Source organism: Nocardia asteroides (genome assembly GCF_900637185.1).
In the GTDB taxonomy this organism is placed as follows: Bacteria; Actinomycetota; Actinomycetes; order Mycobacteriales; family Mycobacteriaceae; genus Nocardia; species Nocardia asteroides.
The window spans coordinates 5,590,726-5,607,979 of sequence record NZ_LR134352.1 but is presented as its reverse complement, the minus strand read 5'-3'; the positions used below and the strand labels follow the sequence as shown (position 1 = coordinate 5,607,979).

At 71.9% G+C, this 17,254-nt stretch carries 16 protein-coding genes; 10 read left to right on the top strand and 6 right to left on the bottom strand.

Annotation, left to right across the window (positions count from 1 at the left end):
- Positions 1 to 76 precede the first annotated feature (76 nt).
- Positions 77 to 1,675 (top strand): TROVE domain-containing protein, encoded by a 1,599-nt coding sequence (locus EL493_RS26150; RefSeq protein WP_019048125.1) that lies wholly within the window; start codon positions 77 to 79, stop codon positions 1,673 to 1,675.
- Positions 1,676 to 1,757: 82 nt separating this feature from the next.
- Here the strand turns inward: EL493_RS26150 and EL493_RS26145 are convergent, their stop codons facing one another.
- Both EL493_RS26145 and EL493_RS26140 read right to left on the bottom strand, forming a co-directional pair.
- Positions 1,758 to 2,867 carry a hypothetical protein gene (locus EL493_RS26145; protein WP_019048124.1) on the bottom strand — a complete coding sequence of 370 codons (1,110 nt, stop codon included), beginning with the start codon at positions 2,865 to 2,867 and terminating at the stop codon, positions 1,758 to 1,760.
- Positions 2,868 to 2,880: 13 nt separating this feature from the next.
- Positions 2,881 to 4,011 (bottom strand): phosphotransferase family protein, encoded by a 1,131-nt coding sequence (locus tag EL493_RS26140; RefSeq protein ID WP_019048123.1) that lies wholly within the window; start codon positions 4,009 to 4,011, stop codon positions 2,881 to 2,883.
- A gap of 189 nt (positions 4,012 to 4,200) precedes the next feature.
- On the opposite strand from EL493_RS26140, the gene EL493_RS26135 reads away from it, so the two are divergent.
- The 3 genes from EL493_RS26135 to EL493_RS26125 all read left to right on the top strand — a co-directional run bounded on the left by EL493_RS26135 (position 4,201) and on the right by EL493_RS26125 (position 8,454).
- On the top strand, positions 4,201 to 5,556 hold the full coding sequence (locus tag EL493_RS26135) for a hypothetical protein (protein WP_019048122.1): 1,356 nt from the start codon (positions 4,201 to 4,203) through the stop codon (positions 5,554 to 5,556).
- 117 nt (positions 5,557 to 5,673) lie between these two features.
- Positions 5,674 to 6,915 carry a uroporphyrinogen-III C-methyltransferase gene (gene cobA, locus EL493_RS26130; RefSeq protein WP_019048121.1) on the top strand — a complete coding sequence of 414 codons (1,242 nt, stop codon included), beginning with the start codon at positions 5,674 to 5,676 and terminating at the stop codon, positions 6,913 to 6,915.
- Between the two features lie 78 nt (positions 6,916 to 6,993).
- A complete protein-coding gene (locus EL493_RS26125; RefSeq protein WP_019048120.1) occupies positions 6,994 to 8,454 on the top strand; it encodes an MFS transporter in 1,461 nt (486 codons plus the stop codon).
- A 19-nt stretch (positions 8,455 to 8,473) separates the two neighbouring features.
- Here the strand turns inward: EL493_RS26125 and EL493_RS26120 are convergent, their stop codons facing one another.
- Positions 8,474 to 8,977: a PPOX class F420-dependent oxidoreductase gene (locus EL493_RS26120; protein ID WP_022565617.1), complete on the bottom strand. Its 504-nt coding sequence runs from the start codon at positions 8,975 to 8,977 to the stop codon at positions 8,474 to 8,476.
- Between EL493_RS26120 and EL493_RS26115 the strand changes: the two genes are divergently transcribed.
- Positions 8,976 to 9,599, top strand: a complete 624-nt coding sequence (locus EL493_RS26115; RefSeq protein ID WP_019048118.1) for an HD domain-containing protein — start codon at positions 8,976 to 8,978, stop codon at positions 9,597 to 9,599. The genes EL493_RS26120 and EL493_RS26115 overlap by 2 nt on opposite strands.
- Here the strand turns inward: EL493_RS26115 and EL493_RS26110 are convergent.
- Complete coding sequence (locus EL493_RS26110; protein WP_019048117.1) at positions 9,589 to 10,461, bottom strand: SGNH/GDSL hydrolase family protein; 873 nt, start codon at positions 10,459 to 10,461, stop codon at positions 9,589 to 9,591. The two genes, EL493_RS26115 and EL493_RS26110, sit on opposite strands and share 11 nt — an antisense overlap.
- An 84-nt stretch (positions 10,462 to 10,545) precedes the next feature.
- Positions 10,546 to 11,238 (bottom strand): type 1 glutamine amidotransferase domain-containing protein, encoded by a 693-nt coding sequence (locus tag EL493_RS26105; RefSeq protein ID WP_019048116.1) that lies wholly within the window; start codon positions 11,236 to 11,238, stop codon positions 10,546 to 10,548.
- 97 nt (positions 11,239 to 11,335) lie between these two features.
- Here EL493_RS26105 and EL493_RS26100 point away from each other — a divergent pair, with 97 nt between their 5' ends.
- The 3 genes from EL493_RS26100 to EL493_RS26090 all read left to right on the top strand — a co-directional run bounded on the left by EL493_RS26100 (position 11,336) and on the right by EL493_RS26090 (position 13,072).
- On the top strand, positions 11,336 to 12,271 hold the full coding sequence (locus EL493_RS26100; RefSeq protein WP_030202868.1) for a LysR family transcriptional regulator: 936 nt from the start codon (positions 11,336 to 11,338) through the stop codon (positions 12,269 to 12,271).
- 124 nt (positions 12,272 to 12,395) lie between these two features.
- Positions 12,396 to 12,677, top strand: coding sequence for an ArsR/SmtB family transcription factor (locus EL493_RS26095; RefSeq protein WP_019048114.1), 282 nt, complete (start codon positions 12,396 to 12,398; stop codon positions 12,675 to 12,677).
- Complete coding sequence (locus tag EL493_RS26090) at positions 12,677 to 13,072, top strand: VOC family protein (protein WP_030202867.1); 396 nt, start codon at positions 12,677 to 12,679, stop codon at positions 13,070 to 13,072. The genes EL493_RS26095 and EL493_RS26090 overlap by 1 nt, the downstream gene beginning before the upstream one ends.
- Here the strand turns inward: EL493_RS26090 and yaaA are convergent.
- The gene (gene yaaA / locus EL493_RS26085; RefSeq protein ID WP_030202866.1) at positions 13,062 to 13,808 is read right to left on the bottom strand and encodes a peroxide stress protein YaaA; all 747 of its coding nucleotides are present in this window, start codon (positions 13,806 to 13,808) and stop codon (positions 13,062 to 13,064) included. The genes EL493_RS26090 and yaaA overlap by 11 nt on opposite strands.
- Positions 13,809 to 13,911: 103 nt before the next feature.
- Between yaaA and EL493_RS26080 the strand changes: the two genes are divergently transcribed.
- Both EL493_RS26080 and EL493_RS26075 read left to right on the top strand, forming a co-directional pair.
- Positions 13,912 to 15,660: a proline--tRNA ligase gene (locus EL493_RS26080; RefSeq protein WP_019048111.1), complete on the top strand. Its 1,749-nt coding sequence runs from the start codon at positions 13,912 to 13,914 to the stop codon at positions 15,658 to 15,660.
- A gap of 130 nt (positions 15,661 to 15,790) precedes the next feature.
- Positions 15,791 to 17,245 (top strand): DUF6882 domain-containing protein, encoded by a 1,455-nt coding sequence (locus tag EL493_RS26075; protein WP_019048110.1) that lies wholly within the window; start codon positions 15,791 to 15,793, stop codon positions 17,243 to 17,245.
- Positions 17,246 to 17,254 lie beyond the last annotated feature (9 nt).

Below are 17,254 nucleotides of genomic sequence, written 5' to 3'. Positions count from 1 at the left end.
CCGCGCGCCGTCACACGCCCCGGTGGGTCCCGGGGCCGAAAACCATGACGCCGGTACTCGTATCGGAGGGGGAACCATGAACATTCTGTCGCGCTTTTCCCGGCGCAGCACGCCGCAGACCAGCCCTGCCGATGCCCGGCAGGTGGCCAACAACGCGGGCGGGTACGTCTTCGAGATCAGCCCGCAGGCGCGGGTGCGCCGATTCCTCACGCTCGGCACGGAATCCGGCACCTACTACGTGAACGCCGCGGCGCTCACCGCCGACAACGCCGACTTCCTGGTCGACTACGCCGCCGAGCACACCGCCGAGCTGGTGCGCGAGATCGTCGAGATCTCCACCACCGGCCGAGCGCCGCGCCCGAACCCGGCGCTGTTCGCGCTCGCCGCCGCCGCGTCGCTCGGCGATGTCGACGGCCGACGGGCCGCGCTCGCCGCGCTGCCGCTGGTCGCCCGCACCGGCACCCACCTGTTCCTGTTCGCCGGGTACGCCGAGCAGTTCCGTGGCTGGGGCCGCGGGCTGTCGCGCGCCGTCGCGAGCTGGTACCTGGACAAGCCGGTCGCCGACCTGGCGTACCAGGTGGTCAAGTACCGGCAGCGCGAAGGCTGGACGCACCGCGATCTGCTGCGCCTGGCCCACCCGGCGGCCACCGAGGACGAGCGGCGCAGGCTGTTCGACTGGATCTGCGGGCGCACCCCCGACCTCGACGGCCTCGCCCTGGTCGACGGCTTCCAGCAGGCCCAGACGGCACCGGTGGCGCGGATCCCGGAGCTGGTGCGTGCGTACCGGCTCAGCTGGGAGATGCTGCCCGACGCCGCGCTGAGCGCGCCGGAGGTGTGGGAGGCGTTGCTGGACAACGGCATTCCGCAGACCGCGCTGCTGCGGCAGCTGCCGCGCCTGACCCGGCTCGGCCTGCTCGACCCGCTCGGGTCGCGCACCGCCGCGATCTGCGCGCAGCTCACCGACGCGGACCGGCTGCGCAAGGCCCGGGTGCACCCGGTGGCGGTGCTGGTCGCGCTGCGCACCTACGCCGCCGGGCGGTCAGCGCGCGGCGCGGGCACCTGGACGCCGTCGGCGCCGGTGGTCGACGCGCTCGACTCCGCGTTCTACGCGGCGTTCGAGACCGTGCGGCCGACCGGGCTGCGGCACCTGCTGGCACTGGACGTGTCCGGGTCGATGACCGCGTCGATCAGCGGGCTGCCGCTGTCGGCGCGCGAGGCCTCGGCCGCGCTGGCCCTGGTCACCGCGCGCACCGAGCCGCGCCACCAGATCGTCGGCTTCACCTCGACGAAGGACGGCTGGCAGGGCGCGCGGAACCTGTCCACCCTGGCGATCTCGCCCCGGCAGCGTCTCGACGACGCCGTGCGCGCGGTCTCGGGGCTGCCGTTCGGCGGGACCGACTGCTCGCTGCCCATCCTGCACGCGCTGGAGCAGGGCATCGAGGTGGACGTGTTCTCGGTGTACACCGACAACGAGACGTGGGCGGGGTCGGTGCACCCGCACCAGGCACTGGCCCGCTACCGCCGGGAGGTGAACCCGGGGGCCAAGCTCGTGGTGGTCGGCATGACCGCGACGAAGTTCAGCATCGCCGATCCCGACGACGCGGGCATGCTCGACGTGGCCGGTTTCGACGCGGCCGTCCCGTCGCTGCTGGCCGACTTCGCCACGGCCGCCTGAGCTTTCGGAGCCAGAAGAGTCGGAGCCGCCGCGACCTCGTTGTCGCGGCGGCGCCTTCATCTCGCGCGAATGGCGGAGCCCGTCAGGGGGCTACCGAAGACCAGTCGGCGAAACCGGTGGGGTCGTGGCGGCCCATCGAGGCGTGCTCGAACAGGCCCCAGCCCTCGGCGTCGCCGCAGCGGGCGTAGCCGATGTGGTCGATCACGCCGTACGGGGTACGGCCGACGATCGCGGGATCGGTGAGGTCGTAGTCGCTCGACAGCGACCAGTCCCGGCCCATCCAGCGGCCGTGGGTCCAGTCCGGGTCGGGGCCGTAGCCGCAGCCCACGTGCAGGGCGATGCCGGGGCGGGATTCGATCTCGACCTCGAGCGGCTTGCCGTCGGGGGTGGTCATGTCCAGCCGCACCGACTTCGGGTGGCGGGTGCCGGACTCGTAGGTCCAGTGCATGCGTGGCCAGCCCAGCTGTTCCTTGCGGCCGTCGTGCCAGATCCGCACCGCGTTGTTGAGGGTGCGGGTGCCGTCGGGCTCCTCCTGCACGATCACCACGATGGCGAAGTCGTCGAACCGCAGCGGCGCGTACAGCCACCAGAACCCGCCCGCGCCCTCGGCCGCGGCACGGCCGGGCGGCTCCGGCTCACCGGAGGGCCGGATGCCCCAGGAGCGGTCGCGGCTGCCGGTCCACGTGGCCGGGTCGACGGTGTAGTCGCGGCCGTCCACGGCGAGCGTGCCCGACCAGGACCCCAGCTGGGCGAAGCGGGACGCCTCGATGATCGGCCTGGTGCCCGACAGGATCAGGTGCGGCTGCTCCTGCACGGCCGGATGCGCGCCGGTCCAGGTGAGGTCGAAGGCGAGATCGTCGTGCTCGCACACCACCCGCAGCCGCTGCAGCGGCTCGATCACCTCGATCCGGTAGCCGCCCACCGCGGTGGTCAGATCGCGGGCGGTCAGTGCGTCGGAGAAACGCACGCTGCGCTGGCGATCACCGTGGCGCACGGTGGCGAACGCGTCCACCACGCCCAGGTTCGGGTACACGCCGAACCCGGTGATCAGCATGGTGTCACCGGCCGGGTCGAAGGCGTTGAAGTAGTAGCGGTCGTAGAAGTTGCGGTCGCTGGTGGCCACCCGGGCCAGCGACAGCGGGGTCTGGTGGACGGGGTACTCGTCCAGCGGGACGGGCATGATCGCGGTCATCGTCGTTCTCCTGTCAGTCCCACTCGTAGGTGCCGTCGAGCAGTGCCTCGAGGCTGAGCCGGTGCATCACGTAGTCGTCGAGCTCGGCGGGCACGGTGTCCTCGCCGAAGTGGATCATCCGGCGCTTGATCCGGGCCATCACGATGGCGTGCCGCAGCGCCGCGTAGATGATGTAGAAGTCCAGGTCGCGGACCGTATGCCCGGTCAGCTCCTGATATTTCGCCACCACCGCGTCGCGGCGCAGGAAGTCGGGCAGGCCGGGCTGGTCGAAGCGGGTGGCGATGTCCTGGAAGAAGCGGTGGATGAAGATCACCCAGCCCAGGTCCAGTTCGCGCGGGCCGAAGGTGGCCATCTCCCAGTCCAGCACCGCGGCGGGGGCGAACCCGTCGAACAGGATGTTGCCCGGGCGGGCGTCGCCCCAGTTCAGCACGTCGGGGCCGGTCTCGGCGGGCCAGTGGGCTTCGAGCCAGTCGAAGGTCCGCTCGATCAGCGGGATCTCGACGCCGTCGTCGGTGAGCGCCCACCGGTACCAGGCGCGCTGGGCCGCGAAGTGCCTGCGCAGTGCCGAACCCTCGCCGTCGAGCAGCGGGAACCGCGCGGTGATGTCGTCGATGGCGTGCACGCGGGCGATCACGTCGACGGTCGCGTCGGCGATCAGCTCGCGCTCGGCCGCGGTGGCGTCGAACAGCCAGCCGAAGAACACGTACGGCGGGTTGTCCGAGGGGGCCCGCCCCTCGACCTTCTCCATTACCAGGAACGGCGAACCGAACACCGACTCGTCGGTCTCGAGCCAGCGCAGCACCGGCACGGCGACATCGGAGGCCGTGGCCACCCCCGCCATCACCTGGTACTGCAGCGGCAGATCGTAGGACTCGAAGACCGGGAACGAGCCGTCCTCGGGCGCCATCCGCAGCACGAAGGAGCCACCGTCGGTGCCGTCGGCCGCGGTCCATTCGGCGTCGAACAGGATGGTGGTGCTCGACATGCCGCCGGTGGCGGGCTTGCTCAGATTGCCGACCTTCGGCGGGGTGTCCGCGCCGACCTTGCCGGACAGCCACTGCGACAACTGCTCGGCGAGTTCGTCGAGATCACGCTCGGTGACGGTGAGCGACTGTTGCGCGGTGAGGTCCGGATCATCGGACATATGCGGGTACCCCTGTCGGAAGTTGAAACACGTTCCGTACCGGCGTACCGGATGGCCGGTGGGAATGTAAGGCGCCAGTCGGTCAGTGAGATTCAGGGTTGACACCCCGAAGATCGGGGTTTTCCCGGAAGCGCCCGGCCACGACACCGATTAGCTTCGGTAGCAATCGAACTCGACGAGGAGGCAGGGTTGACCGCCGTGACCATGGAGCGCGCGCACGACGAGATCGCGAGCCCGCCGCCACCGTCGCCGACTTGGCATCCGCTGACCCGGCTCGCCTTCCGGTTCAGTGTCGGCTACCTGGGCCTGTTCTGCCTGTGGATGGCCCAGATCAGCTTCGTCTTCCTCGGCGTGTTCGCGCTGCAGCTGCCCGAGGACGCCGTCGCGTGGCAGATGCTGTCCCTCGCGCCGGTCAGCCGCTGGATCGGCGAGCACGTGTTCGGCGTGCAGGCCGAGCTGACCATGAACGGCAGCGGCGATCAGGCCGCGATCTGGATCCAGTGCGGGCTGGTGCTGGTGGCGGCGGTGCTGATCACGGCGGTGTGGTCGGTGCTGGACCGGCGCAGGCGCGCCTACCCGCGGCTGTGGAGCTGGTTCCTCACCGTGCTGCGGCTGTGTGTCGGCGGGCAGATGCTGTTCTACGGTTTCGCCAAGCTCATCCCCACCCAGATGCCCGAGCCGGCCTTGACCACCCTGCTGACCCGGGTCGGTGACCTGAGCCCGATGGCGATGCTGTGGACCCAGGTGGGCTCCTCGCCCGCCTACGAGATGTCGCTGGGCGCCGCCGAGGTGGTCGCGGGCCTGCTGCTGTTCTGGCCGCGTACCGCCACGCTGGGCGCGATGCTGAGTGTGATCAGCATGGCTCAGGTGTTCCTGCTCAATCTGACCTTCGACGTGCCGGTGAAGATGCTGTCCGGGCACCTGCTGCTGATGAGCCTGGTCCTGCTCGCCCCGCAGGCGCGGCGGCTGGCGAATGTCCTGGTGCTGGAACGTGATTCGGGCCCGATGACACAGCCCGCGCTGTTCGACTCGCCGCGCCGGAACCGGTGGGCGAGCGTAGTGCAGGTGGCGGCCGGGCTGTGGGTGGTGGCGGGCTGTGTGTACCTGGGCTCGCAGTCGTGGACCGAATACGGCGGGGGCGCGCCGAAACCCGAGCTGTACGGGATCTGGGAGGTCACCGAGTTCACCGCCGACGCGACCCCGGTCCCGCCGCTGGCCACCGATCCGCTGCGCTGGCAGCGCCTGATCGTGGACGCGGGATCGGCCGGCTACCAGCGGATGGACGACACCGTCGTACCCGTGGTCGCGGCCTTCGACACCGAGGCGCACACGATGACCCTCACCGCGGCGCCGACGGCACCGGGCGAGGCGCCCGCCGCCGTCACGACCTTCGTCGTCGACCGGCCCGCCGAGGACCGGCTGGCACTGCGGGGCGAGCTCGACGGCCGTCCGGTCACGCTCACCCTGACCCGGCTCGACCTGGACAGTTTCCCGTTGCGCGGTACCGGCTTCCGGTGGGTGCAGAACAATCCGTACGTCGGCTGAGCCGTCCGGTGCGCGCCGCTCGGGCGCACGGGCGCGGTCCCGGCGGCACCACCCGGACCGGCCGCTCACGGCGGGCCCGTTCGGCGCCGGGCCGACCAGGAACTAGGCTGGGCCACTGTGCCGAACACGTCTGACACCGCAGCGACCCCGCCCGCCGGCGACCCGAACTACCTGGTCGGGCTCGATCTGCGGGGGCGCAGAGTCGTGGTGGTCGGAGGTGGCACCGTCGCCCAGCGCCGGCTCGGGCTGCTCGTCGCCTCCGGGGCCGACGTCCACGTGATCAGCAAGGCCGTCACCCCGGCCGTCGAGGGCATGGCGACCGCGGGGCAACTCAGCGTCGAACTGCGCGCCTACGCCGACGGCGACCTCGACGACGCCTGGTACGCCATGGCCTGCACCGACGAACCCGAGACCAACGCCGCCGTGGTCGCCGAGGCCACCGCCAAGCGGATCTTCTGCGTGCGCGCCGACATCGCCCGCGACGGCACCGCCGTCACCCCCGCCACCGCCCGCTACGACGGGCTGACCCTCGGCGTGCTGGCCGGTGGCGCGCACCGGCGCTCGGCCGCGGTGCGCAACGGGCTGCTCGAGGCGCTGCAATCCGGTGTGGTGACCGACGATTCGGAACCGGTGACCCCCGGTGTCGCCCTGGTCGGCGGCGGTCCCGGCGACCCGGACCTGATCACCGTGCGCGGCCGCAGGCTGCTGGCCCGTGCCGACCTGGTGGTCGCCGACCGGCTGGCACCGCCGGAGCTGCTCGCCGAGCTGGGGCCGCACGTCGAGGTGATCGACGCCGCGAAGATCCCGTACGGCCGCTCGATGGCGCAGGAGGCGATCAACCTCGCGCTCGTGGAGGGGGCCAAGGCGGGCAAGTTCGTCGTCCGGCTCAAGGGCGGCGACCCGTACGTGTTCGGCCGCGGCTACGAGGAGCTCGAAGCCTGCGCCGAGGCCGGCATCCCGGTGACGGTGGTGCCCGGCGTCACCAGTCCCATCTCGGTGCCGGGCGCCGCGGGCATCCCGGTGACCCATCGCGGCGTCACCCACGAGTTCGTCGTCGTCAGCGGGCACGTCGCGCCCGATCACCCCGACTCGCTGGTCGACTGGTCGGCGCTGGCCAAGCTGCGCGGCACCCTGGTGCTGATGATGGCGGTGGAGCGGATCGACAAGTTCGCCGAGGCCCTGCTCGCCGGCGGCCGCCCGGCCGACACCCCGGCCGCGGTGGTCCAGGAGGGCACATTGCGCACCCAGCGGGTCGTCCGGGCCGATCTGGCGACCGTCGCCGAGAAGGTCAAGGCCGAGGGCATCCGGCCGCCCGCGATCATCGTCATCGGCCCGACGGCGGGTTTCGGGCTGGACTAGCTCCATGGGCCGCGCACCCGCGCGTTGCCACCGCGCCAACTACACTGCCCCGTTGTGCTCGAGAAACCCGCTGCGACGATGCAGTATCCGGTGACGAAGCGGGCCTTCGGCCTGGCCATCCTCGTACTGAGCGGCCTGCAGCTCATGGTCGTGCTCGACGGCACCGTCGTGATCTTCGCGCTGCCGCGGCTGCAGGAGGAGATGGGGCTGTCCAGTTCGGGCAGCGCGTGGACGGTGACCTCCTACGGTCTGACCTTCGCCGGGCTGATGCTGCTCGGCGGCAGGCTCGGTGACGCGTTCGGCCGCAAACGCATGCTGATCTACGGTGTCGGCCTGTTCACCGCGGCCTCGCTGGCCTGTGGCCTGGCCACCGGCGAGGCGATGCTGCTGATCTCGCGCGCCTTCCAGGGCGCGGGCGCCGCGATCGCGGCCCCGACCGCGTTCGCGCTGGTCGCCACCACCTTCGCGCCCGGACCCGCCCGCAACCAGGCGATCGCGATCGTCGGGTCGATGGCGGGGATCGGCTCGGTCGGCGGCTTGGTGGTCGGCGGTGCGCTCACCGAGTTCTCCTGGCGCTGGATCTTCCTGATCAACGTGCCCATCGGCGCGCTGATCGTGCTCGGCGCGGTCTACAAGCTCACCGACACCGCGCACCACCGCACCCCGCTCGACATCAAGGGCGCCATTCTCGGCACCCTGGCCTGCGCGACGATCGTGTTCGGCGCCACCGAGGGGCCCGCGATGGGCTGGGACAGCCCGATCATCCTCGGCTCGCTGATCGGCGGGTTCGCGCTGCTGGTGATCTTCGTGCTGGCCGAACGCCGCGAGTCCGATCCGCTGCTGCCGTGGTCGCTGTTCGACAGCCGCGATCGCGTGGCCACCTTCGCGCTGATCTTCCTGGCCGGGGCGGTGCTGGGCGCGATGACGTTCTTCGTCGCCCAGCTGCTGCAGAACGTGCTCGGCTACAGCCCGCTGCAGGCCGGCGTCGCCTCGATCCCGTTTACCATCGGCATCGGCGTCGGCGGCGCGGTGGCCTCCAAGGCGGCGCTGGTGATCGCGCCGCGCTGGCTGCTGTCGGCGGCCGCGGTCGTGCTCGCCTGCGGTCTGCTGTTCGGCTCCACGCTGGACCGGCACGTGCAGTACCTGCCGACGCTGCTGGCGCTGCTGCTGGTGATCGGCTTCGGTGTCGGCGTCGCCATGGTGCTGGCCCCGCTGTGTGTGCTGGTCGGGGTGCCGCCGTCGAACATCGGACCGCTCTCGGCGGTCGGGCAGATGTTCATGAACCTGGCTACCCCGATCGCGATCGGCCTGCTGAGCCCGATCGCGGCCTCGCGCACGTTGTCCCTGGGCGGGCGCGACGGCCGCGCCGCCGACATGACCGACGCGGAGATCGACGCCCTCAACAGCGGCTACACCCTGGTGCTGCTGGTGTGCGCGGGGCTCGCGGTGCTCGCCGCACTGGTCGCGCTCACCCTGCGATTCACCCCGCAGCAGCTGGTGCAGGCCCAGCACGCGCAGGACGAGGCCCAGCGGAGCTGACTCCGCCGGGCCGTCGCGCTCAGAGCCGTCCAGCGACCCGGTGCGGGGTGACCCGGACCACGACGCGCTCCCCGTCGTGCACCGAGGCCGGATTGAACTCGCGATACGGCTTGCCGGTGTACTTCAGCGACATCTCGTCGGGCAGCGCCCGCTCCGGATCCGGGGTGGTGGTGGCGGTGCCGCGGATCTCGGCGTAGAGGAAGGGCCGGTCGGGTGGGTTCACCATCACCGTGACGCGCGGATCGCGCACCAGGTTCTTGGCCTGCTGCCGGTCGACGGTGGTGGAGAACAGCAGCTCGTCGCCTTCGCGTTTGATCCAGACCACGGTCAGGTGCGGATGCCCGTTGGCCCCGAGCGTGGCGACGGTCGCGTAGACCTTCTCCTCGTCGAGGTAGGACTTCAGGTCGTCGGAGAGTACGGCGGTATCGGTCACGTTCCCGGACAACGCGGGGCAGGGCGGGTGCATTCCGTCACAGCGAAAAAGGTTGTCGGGGAAGCCGAGTCCGCCGACACTGGTGGGCATGACGCTGTCGTCACTGGATCTGCTCGACCGCTGGACCGCTCTGGCCGGCCCGGACTCCGCCCAGCTCGGAGCCGGGATCATCGCCCGCTACGCCGAACCGCACCGCCACTATCACACGCTCGCGCACCTGCGCGCGATGCTCGACGCCATCGACGAATTGGCCGACAGCGCCGCCGATATCGTCGCGGTGCGCTACGCCGCCTTCTTCCACGACGCCATCTACGCCGTGGACCGGGCCGACAACGAGGAGCGCAGCGCCGACCTGGCCCGTGACGTCCTCGAATCCCTCGGCGCCGCGCCGGAGGTCGTGGCCGAGGTGGTGCGGCTGGTGCTGCTCACCAGGGGCCACGACTCCGAGGCGGGTGACGCCAACGGCGCGGTGCTGTGCGACGCCGACCTGGTGGTGCTCGGCAGCGATCCGGAGACCTACGCCGGCTACGCCACCGCCGTGCGCACCGAATACGCCCACGTGCCCGACGACCTGTTCCGCGCGGGCCGGGCCGCGGTGCTGCGCACCCTCGCGAATCAGCCGGTGCTGTACCGGACTCCGGCGGCGCGGGCCCGCTACGAGGAGCGGGCGCGGGCGAACCTGGCGGAGGAGCTGGCCCAGCTCACCGGCTGAGCGCGCCGCTCGCATCGATGGCGGCCACCAGGAGCTCGGCCACGCCGCGCTGACCGGCCAGGGTGGGGTGATAGGGGAGCAGGGTCTGGTCGGCGACCAGCGGGTCGAACCAGCGCACGGCGGGGTCGGCGCACATGCCGAGCGCGGGGGAGGCGTCGACGGTGTCGACATAGATCGCGCCGTGCGCGGTGGCCTCCCGCGCGACAACGGCATTGAGCCGCGCGAACTTGGCCTGGATGTAGGTGGCGTCAGCCGGGAGCAGTCCCAGCATCGCCGCGCAGCTGCTGTCGCCCAGGTAGGTGGGCCAGCCGTCGACGAACACCGTGGCGTGTGGTGCGCGGCGGGCGATCTCGACCAGCGCTGCCGCGTAGGCGGGGGCGATCGCGTCGATTTCGCTGTCCCACTCCGGATCCGCCTTCGCCGCGCACCCACCGGTGACCGCGCCCGCGTGGCACTGGCCCAGGATGAACCGGGTCATGTCGGCGTCGTTGGCGCCGATGTGCAGGGTGACGATCTGCGTCGCGGTACCCAGCGCGTCGAATTGTGGTCCGACACCGGGCATCTGGGCGGCAGTGAGGTCGGGGATCTTCGCGGAGCTGCAGGTCCGGTCGTCCAAGGCGAGGCCCAGCCGTGCGGCGACGAGCTTGGGCGCGTTGGTCGTCGAGCGCACGCAGCGCAGCGGCGCCGACAGGTCGAGGTTCGCGGCGCCGGTGGTGGCGGCGCCGGAATCGCCGAGCGCCACATAGGTCGCGCCGCCCGGGGCGGTGGGCTCGGCATGGGCGGGCGCCAGGGGCAGGGCGACGAGCGCGGCGCTCGTGGCGAGGGTCCGCAGGAGGTGCTTCGTCGAACGGCGGGGTTTCACCTGGCGAACAGTAGAAGCCTGTGGTCCGCACCACAAGGCCCGGCGACGGGCGTGGCGGACCCGGGCGGGCCCGCCACGCACGGCTCAGAGCGCGCCGAGCATCTCCGTGGCGAGCACCGCCGAGGAGGCCGGGTTCTGCCCGGTGTAGAGAGTGCGGTCGACCTCGATGTGCGGCGCCCACGGCTCACCCTCGCGGTAGTCGGCGCCGAGCGCGACCAGCTGGTCCTGCAGCAGCCACTTCGCCTTGTCGGCGAAGCCGGCCTGCGTCTCCTCGGCATTGCTGAACGCGGCGATTCGGTAGCCCGCGAACGGCGAGGAGCCCGCGGCGTCGACGGTGGCCAGCAGCGCGGCGGGCGCGTGGCACACCACACCGAGCGGCTTGCCGGAGGCCAGTGCGTCGACGAGGAGCTTGCCCGAGATCTGGTCCACGGCCAGGTCCTCCATCGGGCCGTGGCCGCCGGGGTAGAAGACGGCGTCGTAATCGGCGAGGTCGACCTCGGTGAGCGCGATCGGCTGCCGCAGCGGGGCGGCGTCGTCCAGGACGCGCGCGATCGCGGCCGCGCGCTCGGCGCCGCCGTTGGCGTCGGCGGCCAGGCTGGCCCGGTCGACCGGCGGGACGACACCGCCCGGGGTCGCCACGGTGACGGTGTGCCCGGCGCCGGTGAACGCCTCGTACGGCGCGGCGAACTCCTCGGCCCAGAACCCGGTGGGGTGCCGGGTGCCGTCCGCCAGGGTCCAGTGATCGGCGCCGGTCAGGACGAACAGGATGTGTGCCATCGGATTCCTTCTCCATTCCACGGTTGCGGTCGCGATCATCGGGTCGCGATATCCACGCTAGGGACGGCGGCATCCGCTGACCAATAGGATGGTCGATATGAGACATAGGACAGCCGATGGCTCGATGGATCTGGTGCAGTTGCGCACCTTCCTGGCGGTCCATCGCACCGGATCGCTCACCGCGGGCGCCGCCCAGGTGGGGCTGTCCCAGCCCACGGTCACCACCCAGGTCCAGGCCCTCGAACGGCATCTGGGCACGCCGCTGTTCGAGCGGCTGCCGCGGGGCGTGGCACCCACGGCCGCCGGACACGAGCTCGCGGCCAGGGTGAGCGGGCCGCTCGACGCGCTCGAAGCGGTGATCGGCGGTCCCGGCCCGGACCGGCCGGTCCCGCCCGAACCGCCGGTGCTGCTGGGCGGGCCCGCCGAGCAACTCGCCGTGCAGGTGCTGCCCGCGCTCGCGCCGCTGGTCGCCGACGGGGTCCGGCTCGTCGTCCGGACCGGGCTCACCGACGAACTGCTGGCCGGATTACGTTCGGGGACAATGGATCTGGTCATCGCCACGGCGCGCCCGCGCGGGCGGACGGTGCTGGCCGAGCCGCTGGCCGACGAGGAGTTCGTGCTCGTGGCCGCGCCCGCCGTGGCAGAACGCATCGACTCGGGGCTGCTGGCCGCCGACGGGCCCGGCGCGCTGCGCGGGCTCGCGATCGTGAGCTATGCCGCGGATCTGCCGATCCTGCGCCGCTATTGGCGGCACGTGTTCGAGACCCGCCTGGAGACCGCGCCCGCGCTGATCGTGCCGGACCTGCGCGCGGTCCTGGCCGCCGTGGCCGCCGGGGCCGGGATCAGTGTGCTGCCGCGCTACCTGTGCGCCCGCGAACTCGCCGAGGGCATCCTCGTGCCGCTGCTCGATCCGGCCGACCCGCCCATCAACACCGGCTTCCTGGCCCGCCGCGTGGGCGCGCCGCCGCGCCCGCACGTGGACCTGGTCCGCGCCCGGCTGCTCGCGGCGGCTCGCACCTGGCGCGCCGGATAGGCCTGCCGGGGGTGGCGGACGGGGACGCAGGCTGCGCCCCCTGAGCCGCCCACCTGCGGCAACGGTTGACATGCAAGTAGTAGCTTGCCTATTGTCCGAGGGGAGACGACGGGAGGAGCGCACCGTGACCGACATCTTCACCGCGCTGGCGGATTCGACACGGCGCGCGCTCCTGGACGAATTGGCCGAGCGCGACGGGCAGACTCTGTTCGAGCTGTGCGCCAAGCTCGTCACCAGGCACGGGATCAGTTCCTCGCGGCAGGCGATCACCCAGCATCTGGGCATGCTCGAGGCCGCCGGGCTGGTCACCACCCGTCGTCAGGGCCGCTACAAGTTCCATCACGCCGACTTCACGCCACTGCGCGCGGTGTCGGAGCGATGGCCGATCCCCCAGGAGGACGCATGATCCGCATCGGTGTGACCAGCATCTTCGTCGACGACCAGGACAAGGCCGAGAAGTTCTACACCGACGTGCTCGGGTTCCAGGTCAAGGACCGGGTCTCGCTCGGCGAACACGACTGGCTGACCGTGGTCTCGCCCGCCGACGTCGACGGCACCCAGCTGCTGCTCGAACCCGACCAGAACCCCATCGCGCAGAACTACAAGACCGCGCTCACCGCCGACGGCATCCCGTGCATGATCTTCACCGTCGACGATCTCTACGCCGAATACCGCCGGCTGACGGACCGCGGCGTGCTGTTCACCCAGCCGCCGCAGCCGATGGGCGAGGTGACCACCGCCGTCTTCGACGACACCTGCGGCAACCTCATCCAGCTGATGGGCGCCCCCGCTACCGCGTGATGACGAGAAGTTCGGTGGGGGAGGCGATCTCGGCGCGCAAGCCGGCCTTGGTCGCCACCCGCGCCACCGCGCGGATGTCGGTGGGCTCGGCCCGGGTGAGTACGAGCGCCCGGGCCAGCAGGCCCTTGTGATGCTTGTTGAAATGACTCACCACCGTGCGTGATCCGTCCGGATGCTCGGTGAGCACGTTGGCGGTGATCGCGTCGGGCACCCGGCCCAGCTGCTGGTAGGTGCCCGAGCGCAGGTCCACCACCAGCTCGCCGCCCGCCTCGGCGTAGAGCGCGTCGGGCAGCACGTCGCGCCACAGCGCCGACAGGGTCGGCAGGCCGGGCAGCTTGGTGCCGCCGGAGAGGCGGTAGGCCGGGATGGGGTCGGCCGCGCGGACCGCGCCGAACAGCGCCGAGCCGATCCCCAGGCGCGCGTACGCCTTCGCGCGCTGGGCCTTGGTGAACGCCTTCGCGTCCAGCGCGTCGTAGAGGACGCCGGTGTAGCGCTCGAGCGCGGGCCGGGTCGCCGAGGTGCGCAGGCTCGCGTTGCGCGCGATCTCGGCGTCGGCGCCCTTGCCCAGGCCGAGGACCGCGGCCGCGGCGGCCGGGTCGGCGGCGAGCTGGGTCACCTCGGTGATCAGCTTGTCGCGCACCGCCGTGAGCTGCGGCATGGCCAGATCGTCGAGGTTCAGGGGCGCATCCGAACCGCCGTCGGACTTGGTTTCGGAGGGAGGCAGCAGCACCAGCACGATCGACAACGGTACCGGCGCCGCCGCCCGGACCGGCCGCGGGCGGCACGGAACGGATATCGGCTTGCACGACGCCCCGGACCAGGGACTACCCTGTGCATCCGTGATCACCCGCCTCTCCCGCCTGTTCCTGCGCACCCTGCGAGACGATCCCGCCGACGCCGAGGTGCCCAGCCACAAACTGCTCGTCCGCGCCGGCTACGTCCGCCGGGTCGCCCCCGGCGTGTACTCGTGGCTGCCGCTGGGTCTGCGCACGCTGCGCCGCATCGAGGACGTGGTGCGCCAGGAGATGGACGCCACCGGCGCCCAGGAGATCTCCCTGCCCGCGCTGCTGCCGCGCGAGCCCTACGAGACCACCAACCGGTGGACCGAATACGGCGACGCCCTGTTCCGCCTGCAGGACCGCAAGGGCGGCGACTACCTGCTCGGCCCCACCCACGAGGAGCTGTTCGCGCTCACCGTCAAGGGTGAGTACAACTCCTACAAGGACCTGCCGGTCACGCTGTACCAGATCCAGGCCAAGTACCGCGACGAGGAACGCCCCCGCGCCGGCATCCTGCGCGGGCGCGAGTTCGTGATGAAGGACTCCTACTCCTTCGACCTCGACGACGACGGCCTCGCCACCAGCTACGCCACCCACCGCGCCGCCTACCAGCGCATCTTCGACCGCCTCGGGGTCGAGTACGTGATCGTGGCCGCCACCTCCGGCGCCATGGGCGGCAGCGCCTCCGAGGAGTTCCTCGCGCGCAGCGTCGTCGGCGAGGACACCTACGTCACCTGCCTCGAGTCCGGCTACGCCGCCAACGTGGAAGCGGTGGTCACGCCCGCGCCCGCGCCGCTGCCCCTGGACGGCCAGGCCGCCGCCGTGGAGTACGACACCCCGAACACCCCCACCATCGCGACGCTGGTCGACTGGGCCAACGAGGCGAAGGTGCTCGACCGCACCGTCACCGCGGCCGACACCCTCAAGAACGTGATGGTCAAGCTGCGCCACCCGGACGGCAAGACCGAGATCCTCGGCATCGGCATCCCCGGTGACCGCGAGGTCGACGACAAGCGGCTCGAGGCCTCCGTGGAGCCCGCCGAGGTGGAACTGCTCACCGAGGCCGACTTCGCCGCCAACCCCTTCCTGGTGAAGGGCTACATCGGCCCGAAGTCGCTGCAGGCCAACGGTGTCCGCTACCTGGTCGACCCCCGCGTCGTCGAGGGCACGGCGTGGATCACCGGCGCCGACGTGCCGGGCAAGCACGTGGTCGGCCTGGTCGCGGGCCGGGACTTCACCCCCGACGGCACCATCGAGGCCGCCGAGGTCCGCGACGGCGATCCCTCGCCCGACGGCGCCGGTGCGCTGGTGTCGGCGCGCGGCATCGAGATCGGTCACATCTTCCAGCTCGGCCGCAAGTACACCGACGCGTTCGACGTGGACGTGCTGGGCGAGAACGGCAAGCCGGTCCGGCTCACCATGGGCTCCTACGGCATCGGCGTGTCCCGCATGGTCGCGGTGATCGCCGAGCAGCAGCACGACGACAAGGGCCTGCGCTGGCCCGCCGAGGTCGCCCCGTTCGACGTGCACGTGGTGATCGCCAACAAGGACGCCGCCGCGCGCGAGGGCGCCGAGCAGGTCGTGGCCGGTCTGGACAAGCAGGGCCTCGAGGTCCTCTTCGACGACCGCACCGCCTCGCCCGGCGTGAAGTTCAAGGACGCCGAGCTGCTCGGCATGCCGTGGATCCTGGTGATCGGCCGCGGCTGGGCCGACGGCAAGGTCGAACTGCGCAACCGCCTGACCGGCGAGGCCGAGGAGATCCCGGCCGCCGACGCCGTCGCCACGGTCACCGCGAAGATCCGCGCCTGACCTCGACCGGCCCGATCGCGCCCGCTCCGGGCGGCCGCGATCGGGCCGGCGAAAGCCCCTGCGGCACAACGAATGCCCCGCTCGTACGCTCGCCGAGAGGGGGACGCCGCGGGCTGATAGTTTCGTCCGGGTGGACACGTTCAGCGATTCGCTGTCGCGGCTGGCCCGGGATTATCTCGGCGGGGCGATCGAGCAGTATTCGGCATTTCACGAGCAGATCCGGCCGGGGCCGACCCGGGTGGATCACCGATCCGGTCGGGTCTGGATCGGCGACCGGGAGTTCACCGGCTCCGGTGAGATCGGCACCTACGCCGAGGACCTGACCTTCATGTGGGCGTGGGCCAAGCCCGCCCTGGCGGGACTGCCGGGCGTGGCGGCCTCGGCCCGGGTGCGTGAGCTCGGATTGCGGCACGGCATCCCCGAATTCGCCGAGGGCGTCGTGGACCTGTCCGGCTTTCCCGACCCGATGCTCGCCGCCGACCACCTGTCGATCATCGCGCTCGGCGCGCTCGGCGCCCGCGGGATGACCAAGTTCAACCACGGCGGGCGCGCCTACGCCTACCTCGTCGTCGACGACGAGCAGGTGCCGTGCGCGGCGCCGGATCCGGGCCGGGTGGCCGGGCTGGTGCGTGCCGCCGCCCAGATGCTGCCGGGCGGGGGAGCCAGGGCGGTCGTGGCCGGCTACGCCCACCGCCACCACGCGCCCGTGCGCGAGATCGCCGACGGGCTGGAGGTCCAGCTGCCCGACGGGCTGCGGCTGGTCGCGCGCATCGACCGCACCGATCAGCTCGTCGACGCGGAGGTCGTCGACGCCGCGCACGGCACGGTCACCGCCACCGAGCCCGGCTGTGGGCCCGAACGCATCCCACCGTTCCTCCCGGACAGCCTGCTCGCCGCCCTCGCGCCCGCCGCGGCGGTCACCGTCGGCGGCCACGGGTCGTTGCGCGGCGCCGCGGCCGCCGCCCCGCAGCCGACCCTGCGCTGGCAGCCGATGTACGGCGATCTCGACGTGATCGAGGTGCCCGGCCGGGCGGTGGCCGTCCGCGAGATCGGTCGCTACGACGGCGACCAGAAGGTCTGGGAGTGGGCCGCGCAGGAGTGGGCGGGCACGGCCGCGCTGCGCCGGCTGGCGGGCGAGCACGGTGCCGGGCACCTGGCGGCGGACCGCGTCGACCTCGGCGCCACCATCCACCCCGACAATGTCGTGACCGTGCTCGTCGCCGGGGCCGCCGACCTGGGCGGCGCCGCGGGCTGGGCCGCCGTTCCCGGCGGCACGGGCTGGCGCTACTTCGCCGTCACCGACGAGGAGGTGAGCACGACCGGCACGGATCCGGACCTGGCGGCCCAGCTCATCGAGACCGCCGCGACCCTGCTGCACCCCCTGACCGACCCGGACAGCCGCTACGCCACCATGCGGGCCATGGTCGCCGGCTACTTCGACCGCCACGGCGTCCCCACCCTCACCTTCGGCGAACCCCAGCTACTGCTCGGCCACTTCGGCCTCTACGAACTGCGGGTCGAGTTCGATCTCTCCGGCGGTTTCCTCGGCACCCGCACCGGCCTGATCGGCGAACTGATGATCTGACGCCGACCG

Excerpts from the sequence above, each read along its gene's own strand:
- EL493_RS26100 (WP_030202868.1), top strand. The coding sequence starts at position 11,336 with ATGAGACATAGGACAGCCGATGGCTCGATGGATCTGGTGCAGTTGCGC.
- EL493_RS26120 (WP_022565617.1), bottom strand. The coding sequence starts at position 8,977 with ATGCCCACCAGTGTCGGCGGACTCGGCTTCCCCGACAACCTTTTTCGC.
- EL493_RS26150 (WP_019048125.1), top strand. The coding sequence starts at position 77 with ATGAACATTCTGTCGCGCTTTTCCCGGCGCAGCACGCCGCAGACCAGC.
- EL493_RS26140 (WP_019048123.1), bottom strand. The coding sequence starts at position 4,011 with ATGTCCGATGATCCGGACCTCACCGCGCAACAGTCGCTCACCGTCACC.
- EL493_RS26145 (WP_019048124.1), bottom strand. The coding sequence starts at position 2,867 with ATGACCGCGATCATGCCCGTCCCGCTGGACGAGTACCCCGTCCACCAG.
- EL493_RS26115 (WP_019048118.1), top strand. The coding sequence starts at position 8,976 with ATGACGCTGTCGTCACTGGATCTGCTCGACCGCTGGACCGCTCTGGCC.
- EL493_RS26105 (WP_019048116.1), bottom strand. The coding sequence starts at position 11,238 with ATGGCACACATCCTGTTCGTCCTGACCGGCGCCGATCACTGGACCCTG.
- EL493_RS26125 (WP_019048120.1), top strand. The coding sequence starts at position 6,994 with ATGCAGTATCCGGTGACGAAGCGGGCCTTCGGCCTGGCCATCCTCGTA.